Source organism: Brumimicrobium salinarum (assembly GCF_002844555.1).
GTDB lineage: Bacteria > Bacteroidota > Bacteroidia > Flavobacteriales_D > Crocinitomicaceae > Brumimicrobium > Brumimicrobium salinarum.
In genome coordinates, this window is sequence record NZ_PJNI01000007.1 from 160,751 (window position 1) to 178,861 (window position 18,111).

12 protein-coding genes and 1 pseudogene are annotated in these 18,111 nt (G+C 35.8%); 9 read left to right on the forward strand and 4 right to left on the reverse strand.

Annotated elements, in window-relative coordinates; translation table 11 throughout:
• Nucleotides 1-4: 4 nt before the first annotated feature.
• The 3 genes from CW751_RS07395 to CW751_RS15825 are packed head-to-tail and all read right to left on the reverse strand — an operon-like array spanning nt 5 to nt 3,924.
• A complete protein-coding gene (locus tag CW751_RS07395; RefSeq protein WP_101334366.1) occupies nt 5-2,239 on the reverse strand; it encodes a T9SS type A sorting domain-containing protein in 2,235 nt (744 codons plus the stop codon).
• Nucleotides 2,240-2,296: 57 nt separating this feature from the next.
• Nucleotides 2,297-3,103 carry an amidohydrolase gene (locus CW751_RS15820; RefSeq protein WP_101334367.1) on the reverse strand — a complete coding sequence of 269 codons (807 nt, stop codon included), beginning with the start codon at nt 3,101-3,103 and terminating at the stop codon, nt 2,297-2,299.
• The gene (locus CW751_RS15825; RefSeq protein ID WP_101334368.1) at nt 2,998-3,924 is read right to left on the reverse strand and encodes an amidohydrolase family protein; all 927 of its coding nucleotides are present in this window, start codon (nt 3,922-3,924) and stop codon (nt 2,998-3,000) included. The genes CW751_RS15820 and CW751_RS15825 overlap by 106 nt, the downstream gene beginning before the upstream one ends.
• A gap of 167 nt (nt 3,925-4,091) precedes the next feature.
• Between CW751_RS15825 and CW751_RS07410 the strand changes: the two genes are divergently transcribed.
• The 6 genes from CW751_RS07410 to CW751_RS07435 all read left to right on the forward strand — a co-directional run bounded on the left by CW751_RS07410 (nt 4,092) and on the right by CW751_RS07435 (nt 14,699).
• Nucleotides 4,092-4,679: a TetR/AcrR family transcriptional regulator gene (locus tag CW751_RS07410; RefSeq protein ID WP_101334369.1), complete on the forward strand. Its 588-nt coding sequence runs from the start codon at nt 4,092-4,094 to the stop codon at nt 4,677-4,679.
• Between the two features lie 475 nt (nt 4,680-5,154).
• Nucleotides 5,155-7,194: a WG repeat-containing protein gene (locus tag CW751_RS07415; RefSeq protein ID WP_165779246.1), complete on the forward strand. Its 2,040-nt coding sequence runs from the start codon at nt 5,155-5,157 to the stop codon at nt 7,192-7,194.
• A gap of 1 nt (nt 7,195) precedes the next feature.
• Entirely contained in the window at nt 7,196-7,990 is a 795-nt protein-coding gene (locus CW751_RS07420) for a hypothetical protein (protein ID WP_101334371.1), read from the forward strand.
• A 14-nt stretch (nt 7,991-8,004) separates the two neighbouring features.
• The gene (locus CW751_RS07425) at nt 8,005-9,285 is read left to right on the forward strand and encodes an O-antigen ligase family protein (RefSeq protein WP_101334372.1); all 1,281 of its coding nucleotides are present in this window, start codon (nt 8,005-8,007) and stop codon (nt 9,283-9,285) included.
• Between the two features lie 177 nt (nt 9,286-9,462).
• Entirely contained in the window at nt 9,463-14,034 is a 4,572-nt protein-coding gene (locus CW751_RS07430) for a T9SS type B sorting domain-containing protein (protein WP_165779247.1), read from the forward strand.
• Between the two features lie 95 nt (nt 14,035-14,129).
• A complete protein-coding gene (locus tag CW751_RS07435; protein ID WP_101334374.1) occupies nt 14,130-14,699 on the forward strand; it encodes a SiaB family protein kinase in 570 nt (189 codons plus the stop codon).
• A 72-nt stretch (nt 14,700-14,771) separates the two neighbouring features.
• On the opposite strand, the pseudogene CW751_RS07445 reads toward CW751_RS07435, so the two are convergent.
• Nucleotides 14,772-16,012, reverse strand: a pseudogene (locus CW751_RS07445) (competence/damage-inducible protein A).
• A gap of 67 nt (nt 16,013-16,079) precedes the next feature.
• Between CW751_RS07445 and CW751_RS07450 the strand changes: the two are divergent.
• Genes CW751_RS07450 through CW751_RS07460 form a run of 3 tightly spaced genes read left to right on the forward strand, consistent with a single transcriptional unit; the run spans nt 16,080 to nt 18,054 of the window.
• The gene (locus tag CW751_RS07450) at nt 16,080-16,829 is read left to right on the forward strand and encodes a DUF4197 domain-containing protein (RefSeq protein ID WP_101334377.1); all 750 of its coding nucleotides are present in this window, start codon (nt 16,080-16,082) and stop codon (nt 16,827-16,829) included.
• An 18-nt stretch (nt 16,830-16,847) separates the two neighbouring features.
• Entirely contained in the window at nt 16,848-17,714 is an 867-nt protein-coding gene (locus CW751_RS07455; RefSeq protein ID WP_101334378.1) for a nucleoside phosphorylase, read from the forward strand.
• Nucleotides 17,695-18,054, forward strand: coding sequence for a hypothetical protein (locus tag CW751_RS07460; protein ID WP_133122158.1), 360 nt, complete (start codon nt 17,695-17,697; stop codon nt 18,052-18,054). Before CW751_RS07455 ends, CW751_RS07460 begins: the two co-directional genes overlap by 20 nt.
• Nucleotides 18,055-18,111: the final 57 nt, after the last annotated feature.

An 18,111-nucleotide genomic window follows, 5' to 3' on the forward strand; every position in this document is an offset into this window, starting at 1 on the left:
ATTATTATTTTATAATTACCTTTTTACTTGTGAAGTCACCCGAATCACTTATAAATAATAAAGTGTATACTCCATTTCTATAGGTACTCAAATCGATTTTATTTAAGGGTTGATTTAATTCTTTTGTGATGATCACTTGCCCCAAGCTATTCAAAACCTTGAGTTGCAACTTTTTTAATGCAGGTGTTTTGATGTTAATAATTCCGTTTTTGCTAGGGTTTGGAAATACTAGGATTTGTTTTTCAGCGGTGTCTTGTTTTGTTAACTTTAACGCTGGTTCACTGTCTTTATCAGCAACGAATGCCCACAAACCTCCTAAGTCCGTTCCAACGAAGAGGTGGTATCGCCCATCATCAGTTAATTGACTAACGAAAGGACTTGAGAATCCACCTGTATTTATATTTGCAAAGTTCTTTGATGCCGCCACAAATGGATTGTCATCAATTATATCTTGATCAAGATTAGAAAAATAGTGAATATTTCCAATTTGGTTACCTACAAACAAGTGCAACGAATCTTCATGCCTTACAAAATGAGGTGTAGAATAATTATCTGTTTGATAAATGTTTCCCATATCAATTGCACCTAAATCGTCTGTTACCCATTTGAATGAATATTGATTTTTAGTTCCAATGTTTTCATAATAGACCAATCCAGCGGTCTTTTTTCCAATAACTAAGTCTAATCGTCCGTTATTCGTAATGTCAAAAAGTTGGGGGGATGCATATTGACCAACATCAATGACTTCTCCCATATAATCTTTAAGGGTTATTTCTTCCAGACTATAATCTTGGATGCCAGGACCTGTTTTTTTATATAATGAAAGTAGTCCATCCGCTCTTCCTAGAATCATCTCTTGTTTGGCGTTATTGTTTAAGTCGCCAAAAGTTGGGTGCATTCGCAGTGCGTAACCACTATTGGAGAGAGAAAGCCAATCATCCGTTATGAATTTAAACTTAGGTTCGGAAGATGTTCCCGTATTTAAGTAACATTGAATTTTTGAGATTTTATCTGCGGGGTCTAGATATTGGAAGTAAGTACCAATTAAAAGATCTTTTAAGCCGTCATTATTAAGGTCTACTAAAACAGGTAATGCGCCCTTCCCATTTTCAATCATTTGGTTTTGAAGGAAGCCTTTTTCTGAAAACACAAAATTGGGCACTTCATTCGTTCCATTGTTTTTATAATACCATACACTTTCTTTGTTTTCTGAACTTCCGCTTGCATTGGTAGTCACAATGAGGTCTTTGATGCTGTCATGATTTACATCTAAGTAAAAATTCGCTGGGAAAATAGGGATGTCAACTGGAGTAGTGTTGCTTGGGAAATTAATATCTAAGCTGTCCATTACTGCATTCGGATTGGCGTGTAAAGTATCATTAAATAATGCGGTGATGTTTCTGTGTGATACATCTCCCAAGATAAGATCTAAATAATTATCATTGTTGAGGTTAATAGCGAGTACTGTAGAGCCTGAGTGTCGTGGTGTAACTTCAGGAATATTGAGTCCGTTATTGGCACAGGGACCAAAATTTGAATTCAAATCGATACTATTACTTACATCACTTTCTATAAATTTGCCCCAACATTCATTTTCTAGTTTAAAAATTAAAGAATCGGTTGAAGCGTAATTTTCCACCGAAGTGTTTTTATGATATTCTATCCTTTGTCCACCTATATTAAAAGTTAAAATGTCTAAATCGCCATCTCCATCTACATCATATAAAGCAGGAATGTCGACACTTGACACAAAAAGATTAGAAAAACTGCCATTTGGCATTTCTGATTTAAGTACTTCTTTAACGACCTCCCATTGTAAACCGTCAATTAGATTTCCCGTATTTTTATAAACTTTTATACCGCCTATGCCATAGGTAAATAAGTCTACCTTGTCATCTCCATTGTAATCAATCAATTGTACTCGATACCTTAGGTCTTCAGGGAATAAAGAAGCTGCATTGTGAATGTATTTATAAGTGTAATCTCCATTTTCTTCAATCGTTTTAAAGAGCATGATCTGGTTACCACTTCTATCGAAAATAAATAAATCGTTTAACCCATCAAAGTCGTAATCAATTGTAGAAAATTGCGCATGATTTATACCACCTGACCACGGAAATTTAAGTTGATCATTACCAATTTCTACTGGGATAGAATCAGAAAATTCGAAACCAAATTGAGCTTGAATCAAAGAAATGTTCCAGCATATTGCAATAACGAAAAATATTGTTTTACTCATACTATTTATGCGTTAAAGGAGAATCTCTAGTAAATGTAAACTATAAATTACAAAAAACTACCGCATATCAAAAGTAATTTCTCCATTAATAATTGTAATCCAAGAATAATTAGGCAAAAAGTTGGAATGACTTTTTACGGGTTGATCGAAAATTACCAAATTGGCAGTTTTACCTTTCTCTATCGATCCTACATTCGCTTCTTCAAAGCACCCATAAGCTGGCCATAACGTCATCGCTTTTAAGGTTTTTTCAAATGAAATTGCTTCATCCGATATAAATCCTTTTAGTGGTTCATTCTCAATGTTTTTTCTTTCTACTGCCGCATGAATGGTTGCAAAAGGATCGTAGTTTTCAATTGGAAAGTCTGTTCCGAAGAGTACCATACCACTTGATTTCTGTAGACTGTTGTAAGCATAGGCGCCATTGTTTAGACGTTTTTTTCCAATACGGTCTTCGGCCCATCTTTGATCAGAAACAGCATGGGTCGGCTGAACAGAAGGCAAGGCTCCAGATTGACTTAAAAGTTCAAAATCTTCTGGATGTAAAATTTGGGCATGCTCAATGCGCCAACGGTGATCTGGTGTTGAAGACAGTAAAGTGTCAATAAAACGCAAGACAGTGCGATTTGCAGAATCTCCTATGCAATGACTATTAACTTGGTAATTGTAGTGTTTGGCTTCTTCAAAAACAGCTTTTATTTCGGATGGAGTCTTCAACAACATACCATAATTTTCTGGTTCATCTGAATAGGGTTGAATCATGCAAGCACCGTGTGATCCCAGAGCACCATCTGCAATAATTTTAAAACTACGAATGGATAGGTTTTTAACTTTGAAATGCCCGTTTTCTTTTGCAAACTGCATGTTTTTTTGCTCGGAAAAAGCATACCATAGACATGAATGAGTAATTCATTGTTTTCTGCCATTTCTATCAAAAGATCTCTGTCTTCGGCGCTTAATCCAGCCTCATGAACATGCGTTATCCCTGTTGCAATTAAATCCTCTTGTATTTGAATTAATTCCTTCTTAAGTGCTGCATTTGTCGGTTTGGGAAGGTTTTTATTAACAAGATCTAAAGCATGGTCAAGTAAAATCCCTGTAAACTTACCACCGGACTTTATAAATTTACCGCCCTTAACCTCAGTAGAGTCTGTAATACCAAGGTGTTTCATCATGGCCTGATTGATGAGCATGGCGTGTCCATCAATTCTTGTTACGGCAACTGGTAGATCTTTAAATCTTTCATTTAGCAGGTCATTATTTGGCATCTTTTCTTCTCCCCAAAGACTTTGATCCCAACCTCTTCCTACAAGTACTTGTTGTTTGTGTTTTTGATGATGCTTTTCGAGCCTAGCAATCATTTCGTATTCTGATTGTGTACCTCTTAAGTCTACATTTAAACGCTGTCGAGCTAAACTCATGAGGTGTCCATGTGCATCATGAAAGCCAGGTAAAACATCCTTTTTTTGCGCATTAATAATGTTTGAAGCCGTGTATTTATTTAAAATTTGTCGCTCTGGACCAACTTCAATAATCTTCCCGTCTGCAATAGCAATAGCTTCAGAGGTTTCCATTTGGTCGTTTAAAACTTTGACGTTTGCATTATGAATGATTAGGTCTACTGTTTTTCCTTTGTAACATGCACTGAGTAAAAACAGAAAAGTAAATACGTAAATTATCTTCATTGCTTATATATTGGTGAGTAAATGTATATAATTTGTATCAAACGATTCTAAATTTAGATTCAAATTCTTGTCATTAATTTGCTATTCAGGTTAAATCTGGTGTATTGGGTTTTAATTATTTTAAAAATTGATTATATTTATTCCAAACTTAGCATCTAAAACACGAAATGAAACTAAGAAAGAGAGAATTAATAAAAAGTGGAATAAAAAACATAGCTGATCACGATCAATTTGAAATTAACGAAAGAGAAATTGAAATTGATGCGAATATTAAAAGAGGAGGTCTATACCAATATTTTTCAACTAAAAGGGAGTTTATAGACCATTGCTTTAATTGTATAATAAGGGAATTACTGAATAGCAATCGTGTACTTTTAGAAGAGCGACCCCCCGATGTTGATATTAAAGAAAGAAGTCGAAAGGTTTGGTTTAATACCATTGCATGGTGGTTGGGAAACCCAGAGAAATACAAATTTTATTTGAAATACCTAACCTCAAAGTACTACAGAGACAATGAAAGTGTGAATTTAAAAAATCGTGAAATTTACTTTTTAGAAGGTCAACAGGCAATACAGTCTGGTTTCTTGAAAAATCTTCCATTAGAATTTGCACATGAGTTGATTGTAGCGCAAATGGTTAACACTTTGCAATATATCCATAAAAACCCAAACTGTTCAGCTGATGCAGAATTTCTCAACTTAAGCTTTGAATCGGTTTGGGATTCGTTGAGCGTCAAAGAAAAAACTAGATCCTAAATTTAACCCCAAAGACCTCCTTATGAGCTGTCATCCGATAATTGATAAAATATTAAATTTTATCAACTGAGGAGTTCTCAGGCCTTCGACTGAATCCCTTTTTTCTTTTTTGATAAAGTTTAACACTAGATAAAATTAATTGATACGATTCTCGGTTGTAATTATTGAAAAAACACAACCTTAAAACTAGTGATTAACGACATGTCTGGGTAGCACAGTAATTTTTTTTATAAAGATTAGGATATGTATCTAGATGTTTTCCTGTATTGATTTGAAATTTAAGGTTTAAATAAATTGAGTACATCTTATATGTTTTATGATTTCTTAAGATGATTTTTCACAAAGATGAAGTACTATTGTGATAGCGGACAATCATTTTCTATCTTTGCTATACAATTTTTGTAAAATGATAAAATCAAAATATATATTATTTATCGTACTAGGGCTTTTTCTGATTCAATTAAACGCATGTAAAGTGAGTAAAGGGTTTGAAGCTTTAGAAGAATACAATTATTTTGAAGCAAAACACCTGTTTGAAAAGTCGTTAAATAAAGAAGCCTCACCAGCTGCTTATGGTTTAAGCGTTATTTACCTAAGAAAAGATAATCCTTTCCACAATCTCGATTCAGCCTATCATTATGCGCTACTTTCGGTTGAATCTTATTCAAAAGTTAAACATAAAAAGCATGAAAAGTGGCAAGAAGATTTATCATATAACTTGAGAAAAGCAAAGCAACACCGGGAGAAAATAAGCGATATAGGGTTTAAGGTTACTGTTCTTGAAAATAGTGTGAAAGGCTATCAATCTTTCATTGTGAAATATCCTTGGTCAAGTAAAATTGAACAAGCCGAACTTAAAAGAGATTCTTTAGCATTTCTTAATGCCAAAACAGAGAACACAAGTTTTGCTTTATCTTCTTTTTTAGAAAAGTATCCAGATAATAAATGGGTTTCTCAAGCGCAATCCTTATTGTACCGTGCGCAATATGATGAGACAGTAATGAAAGGGGAAACAGAGACATACGTGAAGTTTATTGATAAATATCCCAATAATCCGCTGGTAAAAGAAGCACAATTGCAGATATATCAAATTGAATCTAAGGATAATACTATTCAGTCGTATTATTCTTTTATTAATAATTATTCCAACAATCCGCATGTTGCTGACGCTTGGAAAAAACTATATCGTTTATCTATTTCAGATTATACCCGCAAGAATGTAGAGCAATTTGAAAAACAGTATCCTGACTTTCCATTTCCAGAATTGATTGCAGAGGATTTAAAGTTAATAGAGCAACAACTTTTTCCGTTTGTATCGAATAATAAATATGGATTTATGAATGGGGAAGGACAAGAGAAAATCGCGCCGTCATTTGATTATGCAGGTCCCTTCAATAATGGATTAGCAGTTGTTTTAGATAATAATCACTTTGGCTACATTAATAAAAATGGTCAAATAATGATTCCTATCCAATTCGAAGAAGCGATGGATTTTTCTAAGGGACGTGCAATTGTGCAGGTTAACGGTATGTATGGAGTGATTGATGTTTCTGGAAATTATGTGTTGCCACCACAATTTATTGATATCGGAGGGTATGTTGAAGGTGTAACCTATGCACAAAGTCCCAAAGGATTTCAGTATTTTGATTTAGATGGAGAATTGGCTTTTGATCTCATCTTTCAAGAAGCTTTTTCATTTAATAATGGGATGGCAAAAGTGAAAACCCACACTTTAAATGCATATATTGATAGGAAGGGGAATTATGTTTGCAAGGTGACCAATGGGAAAATACGTTATTTTTCTGACTCATTATTTGTTCATGAAATGCGAGATAGTTCATGTTTGATTTTTGCCAATGGTTCTTATCTAGAAAATCAATGTTATGACCAAATTGGAGTGCTATCTGAAAATAGGGCAATAGTTGAGAAAGATGGAAAATATGGATACATAAACCGAAATGGTGAAGTTTCAATCCCTTTGAAGTACATACCTTTTCCTAATTACTTTCAGTTTGCTCAATTTAAAAATGCGCATGTCGTTTTTAAAAAAGGAAATCGTTATGCAATGATGGACAGTTTGGGAGGGAGTGTACTTCCTGCCTTGTTTGAAGGTATAGGAGATTATGGAGAGCTTATTCCCATCACTAAAGGTGATTTGTGGGGATATACCAATCATAATGTGAGATTGAAAATAAAATATCAATATGATTTTGCGTTTGCCTTTATTGACGGAACAGCAATTGTGGAGAAAGATAATTACTTTGGCGTTATCGATTTAAACAACGAAATCATATTTCCAATGGTTTTCGAGTCAATAAAAAGAGTGAATAAACAATTGTTTTTGGTCAAAAAGGATGGGCGTTTTGGATTGTATTCAAAAGAGGGAGAAGCAATTGTAGAAACAACATATCAACGTATTATTGAACTTGATGATGGACTGTTTAAGTTGGTTAAGAATAATGAGATTAGTTATTACAACGCTTTGAAAAATAAAAAGATAATCGCTAATAAATAACATGGACAAGATAATTGAATTTATAGAACGCCATAAGTTCGGCCTGCTCATAACGTTGGTCGTTCATATTGGTTTGTTTGTATATTTTCAAATTGCAACTTACAAAGAGGTTGTGCTTTTTGAACCATGGGACTTTCAAACGATGCATAACGAAGCGCCAGATGATATACAAATTACGCCAGATCAAATTGAGACGAGTCAGGAAAAAGCTTTGTTGGATCCCGAAACGGAGGTCTCATCTTTTGTTAAAAATGAAAATGATCAACGAGAAAGGAGTAGTGAGCGCGATGTCAATTATACTTCTTATTCGGAGAGTGGAAATCCAGAGGCGATTGAAAACGAATTTGAGCAAAAATTAAAAGATGAAATAAGACAACGTAGAAAGGAAAAATCAAATAATGAACCTTCATCAACAGCGGATTTAGATAATTCGCCTAAAGAAAAACCTAATGAGAAACAAAAATCAGGTGAAAAAGCGAGTTCTAAAGCCATTAAAGGCGCAACGATGGTCTCTTATAGTTTAAAAGATCGTCATCCGTTAAATCATAATGATTGGTATGTTCGAAATCCTGGCTATACATGTGGTAATGTCAATGGTGTAGTGAAAATAGCAATAACTGTAAATGAAGGAGGTGATGTTGTCGCTGCAAAGGTTGTCAATGAAGAAAGTAAAAACGCAACCCCATGTATGCTTCAAAAAGCGAAAGAATACGCACTGATGTCTCGTTTTAACTATTCTGAAAATGCCCCTAAAAGTCAGTCGGGGGTAATTACCTACCGATTTGTTTACCGCTAATAACACTATTTTTTATGAAAAAACTTTTTGACGGCATAAAGAAAACCTTAAGAAATGGACCGATCGGAATCTATCTTTTCGCGGGCTTAATTCCTCTGAATGATAACTTTTTAGGATTTACTGTTTTGGTTATTATCTTAGAACAGCTTATTCGAACCATTAAAATTGATAAAGCTCATCTGAGCAAACAGCTTTCATGGAGAAATCCCGGCATTTGGTTGTTGTCATTTTACTTACTGCATGTTGTTGGATTAATTCATACTGAAAATATGCAATTTGCAACAATGGATTTAGGAATGAAATCAACCATCGCAATTTTTCCTATTTTCTTTATGCTTTATAAGCCAAAAGTTGTTTGGAACCGTTTTGTGAAATGCTTTATCTTAGGTGCATTTATCGCTATTGCCTACAATTCTTTTCAAAGTTATCTGATTTATATAGAAACAGGACATCCCCATCATTTTACCGGTTCGTATTTGTCGCACGTAATGCACCGAGGGTATTGGGCTGTTTATCTTTTAATCGCTTACTTCTTTATGTTGAGGTTGATAATCGCATTTACATCGAAAACTCGTCTTTTACTAAATGTATTTGGTGCACTCATTCTTGGTTATTTTATTGTACTTACAGAATCACGATTGGGTTTAATAGGTCTTTTAATTGTTTCTTTTTGGCAGTTTATTGTTTTTTCTATTTCCATTAAAAAAAGATGGTTAATTCCCGTTTTTATTGTCGTAATTTCGGGTATGTTTTTGTTCGTTTATCAAACAATGCCTCATATCACAAAACGTGTAGATAAAACAGTTTTGGCCCTAAAAACATCAAACCAAGCAAGTGAATTAACACCAGAAAAAACAGATGCCCGTTTATTACTCTGGGGATCTTCACTAGAACTCATTAAAGAGAACTTTTGGTTTGGTGTAGGAACAGGTGATGTTAAAGATGAATTTGTAAAACGGAACAAAGAGAAAGGATATTCAAAGTTTGTTGAATTACGCTTTAATAGCCACAATCAATTTTTTAACGTACATATAGCGCTTGGTGTTTTCGGTGTTGTCTTTTTATTAATGGTTTTTGTTACCAATATTCTAAAGAAAAAAGAGGATCCGTATCGAGCATGGAGACTGGGAATTGTGTTTATTTTATTTATTGCTTTAATTCCAGAATCAATGATCGAGTCTCAAGCGGGCATTATTCCTTATGCTTTCTTACTCTCTTTTTTAACAGCTTTTACGCCTGTTATTTATAAAACCTCACAACAGGAGTTAAAACCTCTGGAAGCTACTGACGAATAATGATGCTTATCTCATCTTCGTGATGTGAAGTCGATATAAAAAGCGTTACAGTTAATGAAGTAACCGCTTTTCATAATTTTTCAAGTATATTTTTTTTTAATTTTATTGATAATTAATCAACCTTTTTAAAAAAGTAAACGTCTTGTTAACAAGATGTATCAAATTTCAGCAATCAAAATGAATAAGCATTTCTTACTACTTATACTTGTTTTTTCCAGTCTTCAAGTTTTAGCTCAAAGAGGTAAAGACGGCGATTATACAGTTTCCGCTGCAAATGAAGTGTTGAATACATACACGCCACTTGTTGCCGATATTAGTACGGGACAAACTACCATAACTGTACAAAACAATAACCTTTCAGGAGCAAGTTTTTCAGGTAATTTATCTGCTGGTGATTTAATTCTCATCTATCAAATTCAAGGTGGAGATGTTGATATAAATACACATCCAACGACTGGTTGGGGAGGGAACTATACTGTTCAACAATCTTTTTTTGGTAATGGAAGCGTTTACGATCACACGGAGTTTGGAGCAGTGACGAATTACTCAAGAACCGGCTATTTTGAATATGCAGAAGTTGAATCCGTTTCAGGAAGTCAATCTATAACGTTAACGTGTCCGATAAAAAAGAACTATTACGGAACAGGTTGGCATAGGGCTTTGGTGGTGCGTGTTCCCCGTTATCAAAACTTAACTGTTCCTGCGGGTACAAGTATAACCGCTTTGGACTGGAATGGAGAAATAGGTGGAATTGTTGCTTTGGAAGTAGAAGAGGACATCACGATAGCAAGCGGTGGAGAAATTACAGCTAATGGCAAAGGGTTTAGAGGAGGAGAAGCTTTGGACAATGGGAATGGACATGGAGCTGTTGGTTCTACTACAGATATTAATTCTAGAGGATACTTAGGGTCTAGCGTCCCAATTGAAGGTGCTTTAAAGGGAGAAAGTATTTACGGAGATACATCTGTTTATAGAATGAGATCCCATTCAAGATACAGTCTTGGAGCTATTGCCAATGGTGGTGGTGGAGGGAGTTATCACAACGCTGGTGGTGGTGGCGGTTCAAATGTAGGTGTAGGAACTTATTATGGTTATGGTGTACCCGATCGCGGAGCTAGTTTTCAATATGATCCAGCTTGGAACCTAGAAGCGCCAGGAATGGCAACAACTCCTTCAGCTGGAGGTGGAAGAGGAGGTTATACACATACAGAAATAATAGCAGATCCTTTGGTTTATGGTCCACACGATACGCAATGGGGAGATGATTACCGTAGAATATCTGGAGGTGTTGGCGGTCACCCTTTAACCTATGATGCTGAACGTGTTTTTGTTGGTGGCGGTGGCGGTGCTGGACACGAAAATGACGGTTTCGGAGGAAGCGGTGGTGATGGTGGTGGTATTGTCTTCATTAGAAGTTATGGTACCATAACTGGGAGCGGATTGATTTCAGCAAATGGAGAAGACGGAGAAGATGCGGAAGGTCCTCAACCAACAATTTTTCAACCCAATGGAATAACGGGTGATGATGGAGCTGGTGGTGCTGGCGGCGGCGGTTCTGTTGTGATTGAAAACCTTAGCCCACTTCCTTCAACTCTTTTTTTAGAAGCAAAAGGAGGAAATGGAGGGAATCAAGTTTTGAAATTTGGTAGTCTTTATAGTGATAACCAGGCTGATGGAACTGGAGGAGGTGGTGCTGGAGGATTAATTTCATTCTCAACAGGTACTCCCAATCAAGATGTTTCAGGAGGAGAAGCAGGAGTTACAAACTCATCCATTATGAATAATTTTCCAATGAATGGAGCAACTGGAGGTGCAAGTGGTATGGATTCTCAAACAACTGTTACGCTAGATATAGTTGCAGTAAATGATACTATATGTTCTGGTGAATCAGCTACATTGTCGGCAAGTTTTGTGGGTACTTACGCTCCAACACCTACATTGCAATGGTATGAGAATCCTGTTGGAGGTGCTGTGCAAGGTACAGGAAATACATTTACAACGCCAACTTTGACAAGTTCAACAACTTATTATGTAGGTGCTTGTGAGTTGCCTTATCGGGTGCCAGTTGAGGTGGTAGTTACTCCAGGAATGATCATTAATGGTCTACCTCCCACAATAACAGATGAAACTTGTGCGGGAAATGATGGTGCAATTTCAGGAATTTCTGTTTCTGGTGGAGCAGGGTCTTTCGTTTACGCTTGGAATGGTAGTCCTTCACCTACTGCTGATTTATCAGGTGTAAGTGCGGGTAGTTATACACTTACTGTTACAGATGATAACTCTTGTACTGCTAATGCGGGTCCATTCACAATAAACATTCCTTCGGGTCCTACAGTTGATGTTTCAAATATGAGCATTTCAGATGAAACATGTGCTGGAAATGATGGAAGCATTACTGGGATTACGGTTTCTGGTGGAGCAACTCCTTACACTTTTGAATGGAATGGAAATGTAACTCCAAGCGTTGATTTAACTGGAGCAAATAACGGAACTTACACACTTACCGTTACAGATGATAATTCTTGTTCCTCTACTGTTGGGCCATTTACCATTAATTCTGCTTCAGCAATTGTTGTTGATGTCAGTGGAATGAGTATTACCAATGAAAGTTGTTTGGGGAATGATGCGGCTATATCAGGCATTTCAGTGAGTGGAGGAACAGGAACGCTTACCTATGCATGGTCTCCTTCTGGATTAACAACACTTGATATTAGTGGAGTTTCGAGTGGAAGTTATACATTAACGGTAACTGATGGAGGCGGGTGTTCTATTAATTCAGGACCACATGTTGTAAATCAAGATTTAGGACCAACTTTAGATGATGCAAATATTGTGATTAGTAATGCTTTATGTGGTTCAAGTGGTTCAATTTCTGGATTAACAGCTGCTGGAACAGGGCTTTCATATTCTTGGGCACCTTCAGGTGAAACAGTTTTAAATCCTACAAACTTGAGTCCTGGGAGTCATACCCTTACAATAACAGACGGAGCAGGTTGTACAGTTTCAGGAGGACCTTATACCATTACCAGTTCTGGGAATCCTGTTTTAGACATTTCTAACATTTCTATTTCCGATGAAACATGTAATGGAAACGATGGCGAAATTACTGGTATAACAACTTCAGGAGGAGCAACGCCCTACACATTTACATGGAACGGAAATACATCTCCAGATGAGGATTTATCTGGTGCTACAGCAGGTTCGTATACCTTAGTCGTAACAGATGATCTTGGGTGTACTGCTTCTGAAGGGCCATTTACGATAAACACACTTCCATCCCCCACCATTGATGCTACTGGAATTAATGTTACAGATGAGACATGTGCAGGAAACGATGGAAGTATTTCTGGAATCACAGTCTCAGGAGGGTCAACACCATATACCTATGATTGGAATGGAAATGCTTCCCCAGATGCAAATCTAAATGGTGCAAACGGAGGAACATATACCTTAACAGTAACTGATGATGAAGGATGTGTTGCAACCGCAGGACCGTTTACTATTAATAGTACTACACCAATTAATATTGATGAGGGGTCAATGGCGATTTCAGATGCGACGTGTGGTGCAGTGAATGGAGGGATTACTGGCATTTCTGTAACTGGCGGAACAGGAGCATTATCTTATACATGGTCTCCATCTGGAGCAACAACTTTAGATTTAAACGCAGTACCTAATGGTTCTTACACACTTACGGTAACTGATAATGCTGGGTGTACAGCCACTTCTGGACCACATATTATTAATCAAATTGGAGGACCTGTTTTAGACCTGACGAATCTTGAGGTAAAAGACGCTACTTGTGGAGATAATAACGGTAGTGTATCAGGTATTTCTACAACAGGTACAGGATTAACTTACGTTTGGGCGCCTTCAGGACAAACAACAATAGATGCTAATAATTTATCAGCAGGAGCTCATACTTTAACGATTACTGATAATTCTGGTTGTTCTGTAACATCTGGGCCACATAATATAAGTGCAATACCTTCACCAACGATTGATATTAGTAATGTTCAAATCGTGGACGCCTCTTGTGCGGAAAATGATGGAAGCATTCAAGGCATATCAGTTAGTGGAGGAACAACACCTTATGTTTATCAATGGAATGGTGAAGTAACGGATAGTCTTGACATTGAAAGTCTAATTGCGGGCACTTATAATTTAATTGTTACAGATAGCAATGGATGTGAAGTAAGTGCTGGACCTTTTGATATTGATGCGCCTATAATTCCTTTCGTGGATATTACTACTTTAGATCAGACGCTGACAGAGGGTGAGTCTGTAACGATAAATACAGTTTATACTCCTGATAGTTCAACATTAAGTTGGAACCCAACGGAGAATTTAAGTTGCAGTGATTGTCCAGACCCTGTGGCTTCGCCTACTGATACGATGTATTATGTTTTAACGGTTACTTCTCCTGATGGATGCACGCGACAAGACTCTATTCGTTTCAATGTAGAAGACCCTTGCATGCGTATTCAAGTCCCTACTATATTTTCTCCAAATAATGATAATTTGAATGATGAACTTTGTGTTATTGGGAATTGTATTCATACTATGCAATTTCAAATTTTTAACCGATGGGGAGAAAAAGTTTTTGAGACCTCTGATATTAATGAATGTTGGGACGGTACTTATAGAGGAGGAGCAGTAAATACAGGAAGTTACGTTTATAAATTACGAGGAACGCGTTCTGATGGTTCAACATTTAATTATTCAGGAAATGTGAATTTATTGAGGTAAAAAACAACTTATTGTTAAATCAAACGTTTATTATTAAATGAACAATTATTAAGTAATTAGGTTTATATAAATAATAAACATTACTGACTCACACGATGGGGAAAACGAAGCAATTAAATATAAGTATTGATGAAATTTTTGAGGATTTACGTGAAAAATTCTCAACAAGTGATTCTGGTTATATCATGATGTCTCATTTTGGTGAGTTTTCTCAAGATCTTGTTAACAGTTTGTCTGAAGGACTTGAATATATCATGCTTAACAGAGAAACACCAAAGAAGCTAACCAAAAGAATGTTTACGGTTATGATTGAAGGCTTGCAAAACATTCGAATACATGGCGCCAGAGATACCAAGGGTAAACAATATGGGCATGTGATGATTAAGGAAGATAACGGAGTTTACACGGCTTCATTTGGAAATGTTGTCAATTTCAAAAGTCAAAAATTACTTGTAAAACATTTGAATAATTTGAATCGGATGAATTCTGTAGAAATTAAGGAATTTTATCTCGAAAACTTAAGTAATGGTATGATGACTGAAAAAGGTGGAGCAGGTTTAGGGTTTATCACCATAAAGTTAAAATCGAAGTCAAACATTGCATATCGTTTCTATGATTATACCAATACCCAATCTTATTTTGAAATGGAGGTAGAGTTACCATAGGTATCCCGTTATTAGGAGACTATTTCAAAAGAACCAAGCCACTCATTAAATTAAAAATCGGACAAGCTTAACTCAGGCTATCTCTAAAATCTCTTTACGTATTAAATTTGCAGCATACAGCATTGTTTTTTCAATGTTTCTACCACGGTGATTTCCAAAATGAAATACTTTTGCAATTGTTCGGTGAGGACCAGCAAGGGCGATCCAAACTGTTCCTACTGGTTTTTCTTTAGTTCCACCATCTGGCCCCGCAATTCCAGTAACCGCAATTGTATAATCGGTATTTAACTTTAATCTTCCTCCTTCAGCCATCGCTTTTGCCGTTTGTTCTGATACAGCACCGTGTTTTTGTAAGATTTTTTCAGGTACATTTGCTAACGACATTTTCAAGTCATTAGCATAGGTTATTAATCCACCTAAAAAAACGAAGATGTTCCTGGAAATTGAATAAATGCATTTGCAATTCCTCCACCTGTACAACTTTCTACTGTTCCTAATGTTAGGTTTCTCGCAATAAATAATTTACCTACCTCATTAAAAATATTTGCTTCGTTGTAGCCATACACATACTCGGGAAATCGATGTTCTAATTCTTTAAAATATCGATTGATTTTTGCAGCATCTTCAATTCCTTTGTCAGCAGTTAAACGGAGTTTTATTAATCCTGTTGAAGGCAAATAAGCAAGGTGTAATTGATCTTCATAAATTCTTTGTTCCCAATCGTGTATTTTTTCTGCTAGAAATGATTCACCGATACCTTGAAGCATAATGGTTTGATGATATTTCCCTTTGATTCCATAGGAGGACTTCAAACGTGGAATAATCTCCTCAATGACTAGCGCCTTCATTTCATAAGGAACACCAGGAAGTGAAATAATAACCTTTCCATTTCTTTCAAACCACATTCCGGAGGCTGTTCCGTGTTGATTGTCGATAACAAGTGCGTCTTTTGGAAGCATGGCTTGTTGAACATTGCTCGGGAGCATTTCCTTTTGCATAGCCGAAAAATAACTTTCAATGCGCGCCAAAACTTGTTGGTTAAGCACCAATTCAGTTTCAAAATACTGTGTCAATGTTTCTTTGGTAATGTCATCGTTAGTCGGTCCTAATCCACCTGTAATAATAATTAAATCGGCTTCTTGCATATAATCATCAAGGGCTGCTATAATTTCATCTTCCTCATCTAGAATAGTGGTTGATTTATAAATCGAAATACCAACATCACCGAGATTTTTTCCTAACCATGTGAGATTTGTGTTTACAGTTTGACCAATTAATAGTTCATCACCAATATTTATCACTCCAGCTTTCATAAAACTTCGTTTATATTTCGAATTAAAAAAGTAAAATTATTCGTAAGTTTGTTAAAAACCAATTGAAATGAAAAAAGTTCTACAAATTTTGATGCTAACTGCCTTTATGATATCCTCAATGGGGTGTGAAATTCTTGAAGGAGCGGCAAGAGACCTATCAATAGAAGATGGTGTGGGTAATGAAAATAATAAACCCGCATTAACCAACAAAGAAGTAATTGCTGGATTAAAAGAAGCGCTTACTGTTGGTATTAAGAATGCCGTAGATGTTACAGCAGTGACTGATGGCTTTTTGGCAAATCAAGAAATAAAGTTACCATTTCCTGAGAGTGCCAGTAAGATGAAAGAAAAAGCATTGGAATGGGGATTAGATAATCAAGTAAATAAAATTGTAACGACTTTGAATCGTGCCGCAGAAGACGCTGCTAAGGATGCAACGCCCATCTTTATTGATGCAATTAAGAATATGACGGTGCAAGATGGTTTTTCAATTCTTAATGGAGGAGAAGGAGCTGCAACAGATTTTTTAAGGAAAAAAACAACGAACGAACTGATTGTTGTTTTTGCGCCGAAAGTTCAAACCTCAATTGAAAAGGTAAAGCTCACTGAATATTGGGGACCTGTTTCAAAAAGATATAATCAAGCAATGTCTTTTACAGGTGGTGATAAAATAGAAACCGATTTGAATAAATACGTTACAGAAAGAGCAATAGATGGTTTATTTACAATGGTTGAAAAAGAAGAGAATAAAATCCGTAAAGATCCTGCAGCACGTGTAACAGATTTACTATCAAAAGTATTTGGATCATTAAAATAAATTAAAATTTAAGCTTGTATGGCTGATTACTTACCATCAGAACTTGTTATAACCCCAAAAGGAGGAGTCTATCATTTAGACATTTGCCCTGAAGATATTGCACATAAAATCATTGTTGTAGGCGACCAAGATCGTGTAGAACTGGTGTCGAAATTTTTTGACGAGGTTACCCATAAAAGTCAACACCGTGAATTTGCTTGTCACACGGGTAATTATAAAGGAAAGTCTTTATCTGTTATATCAACAGGAATAGGAACAGATAATATCGATATAGTTATTAACGAATTAGATGCTCTGGTCAATATTGATTTAGAAACAAGAAACGAAAAGTCCGAAAAAACGGTATTAGAAATTGTTCGATTAGGAACATGTGGAATTCTTCAAGATGAAATACCTATTGACAGTTTTATTTTGTCTACACATGCTTTGGGAATAGATAATGTTGGACATTTTTATGAAAGAAATGTAGATGAAAAAACAGAGCGATTAGCGTTAGATATCGAGTCAAAGGTTAAACTTCCGAAATATGTAAAACCTTATCTCACACCTGCATCAAAAATATTGAATGATCGTCTGTTAACAGATGACATAGAAACTGGAATCACAGTTACAAGTTCTGGGTTTTATGGGCCACAAGGTAGAAGATTGCGTTTGCCTTTAGTGGAAAATGATATGTTAGATTCTTTTAGTGACTTTAAACATGATGAGGTGCGAATTGCCAATTTAGAGATGGAGTGTTCTGCCTTGTTTTCTTTATCGTCTGCTTTAGGACATCAAGCAACTGCTATTTGTTTAGGTCTAGCCAATAGACGTAAGAAGCAATTCACCAAAAACTACGATGAAAAAATTATAGAATTAATAAAGCATGTATTGGAACATATTTAAACGGTTGTCTTTATTTTTACTTCTTTGTTTATCAGTGATATCGTGTACTTCTCGGCAGGAAAAAGAATTTAAATCAGAAGAAAAACAAAAAGAGGTTGAAGAATTATCCTCTGAAGAAAAAATCATACGAAAAATTGAGAATAAGCTCAAAATACCTGCAACAGAGGAATACGATATTCAGTTTTTGAAAAAATATATTGATGCCGATACCTTAATAGATGCCTTAATCTTAGTCAACCGTGAGCATCATGCCTTTGAAAATGTAAAAAAAGCAATACAGAACGATTCTTTGAGAAAACTGGATTTACAGCACCTCAAAATTATGTATTTGTTCAACTAGGTGGGAGTAATGAATTACTATCAACGGCACCTGTGGGTTCCAATGCTAAATTCCCTT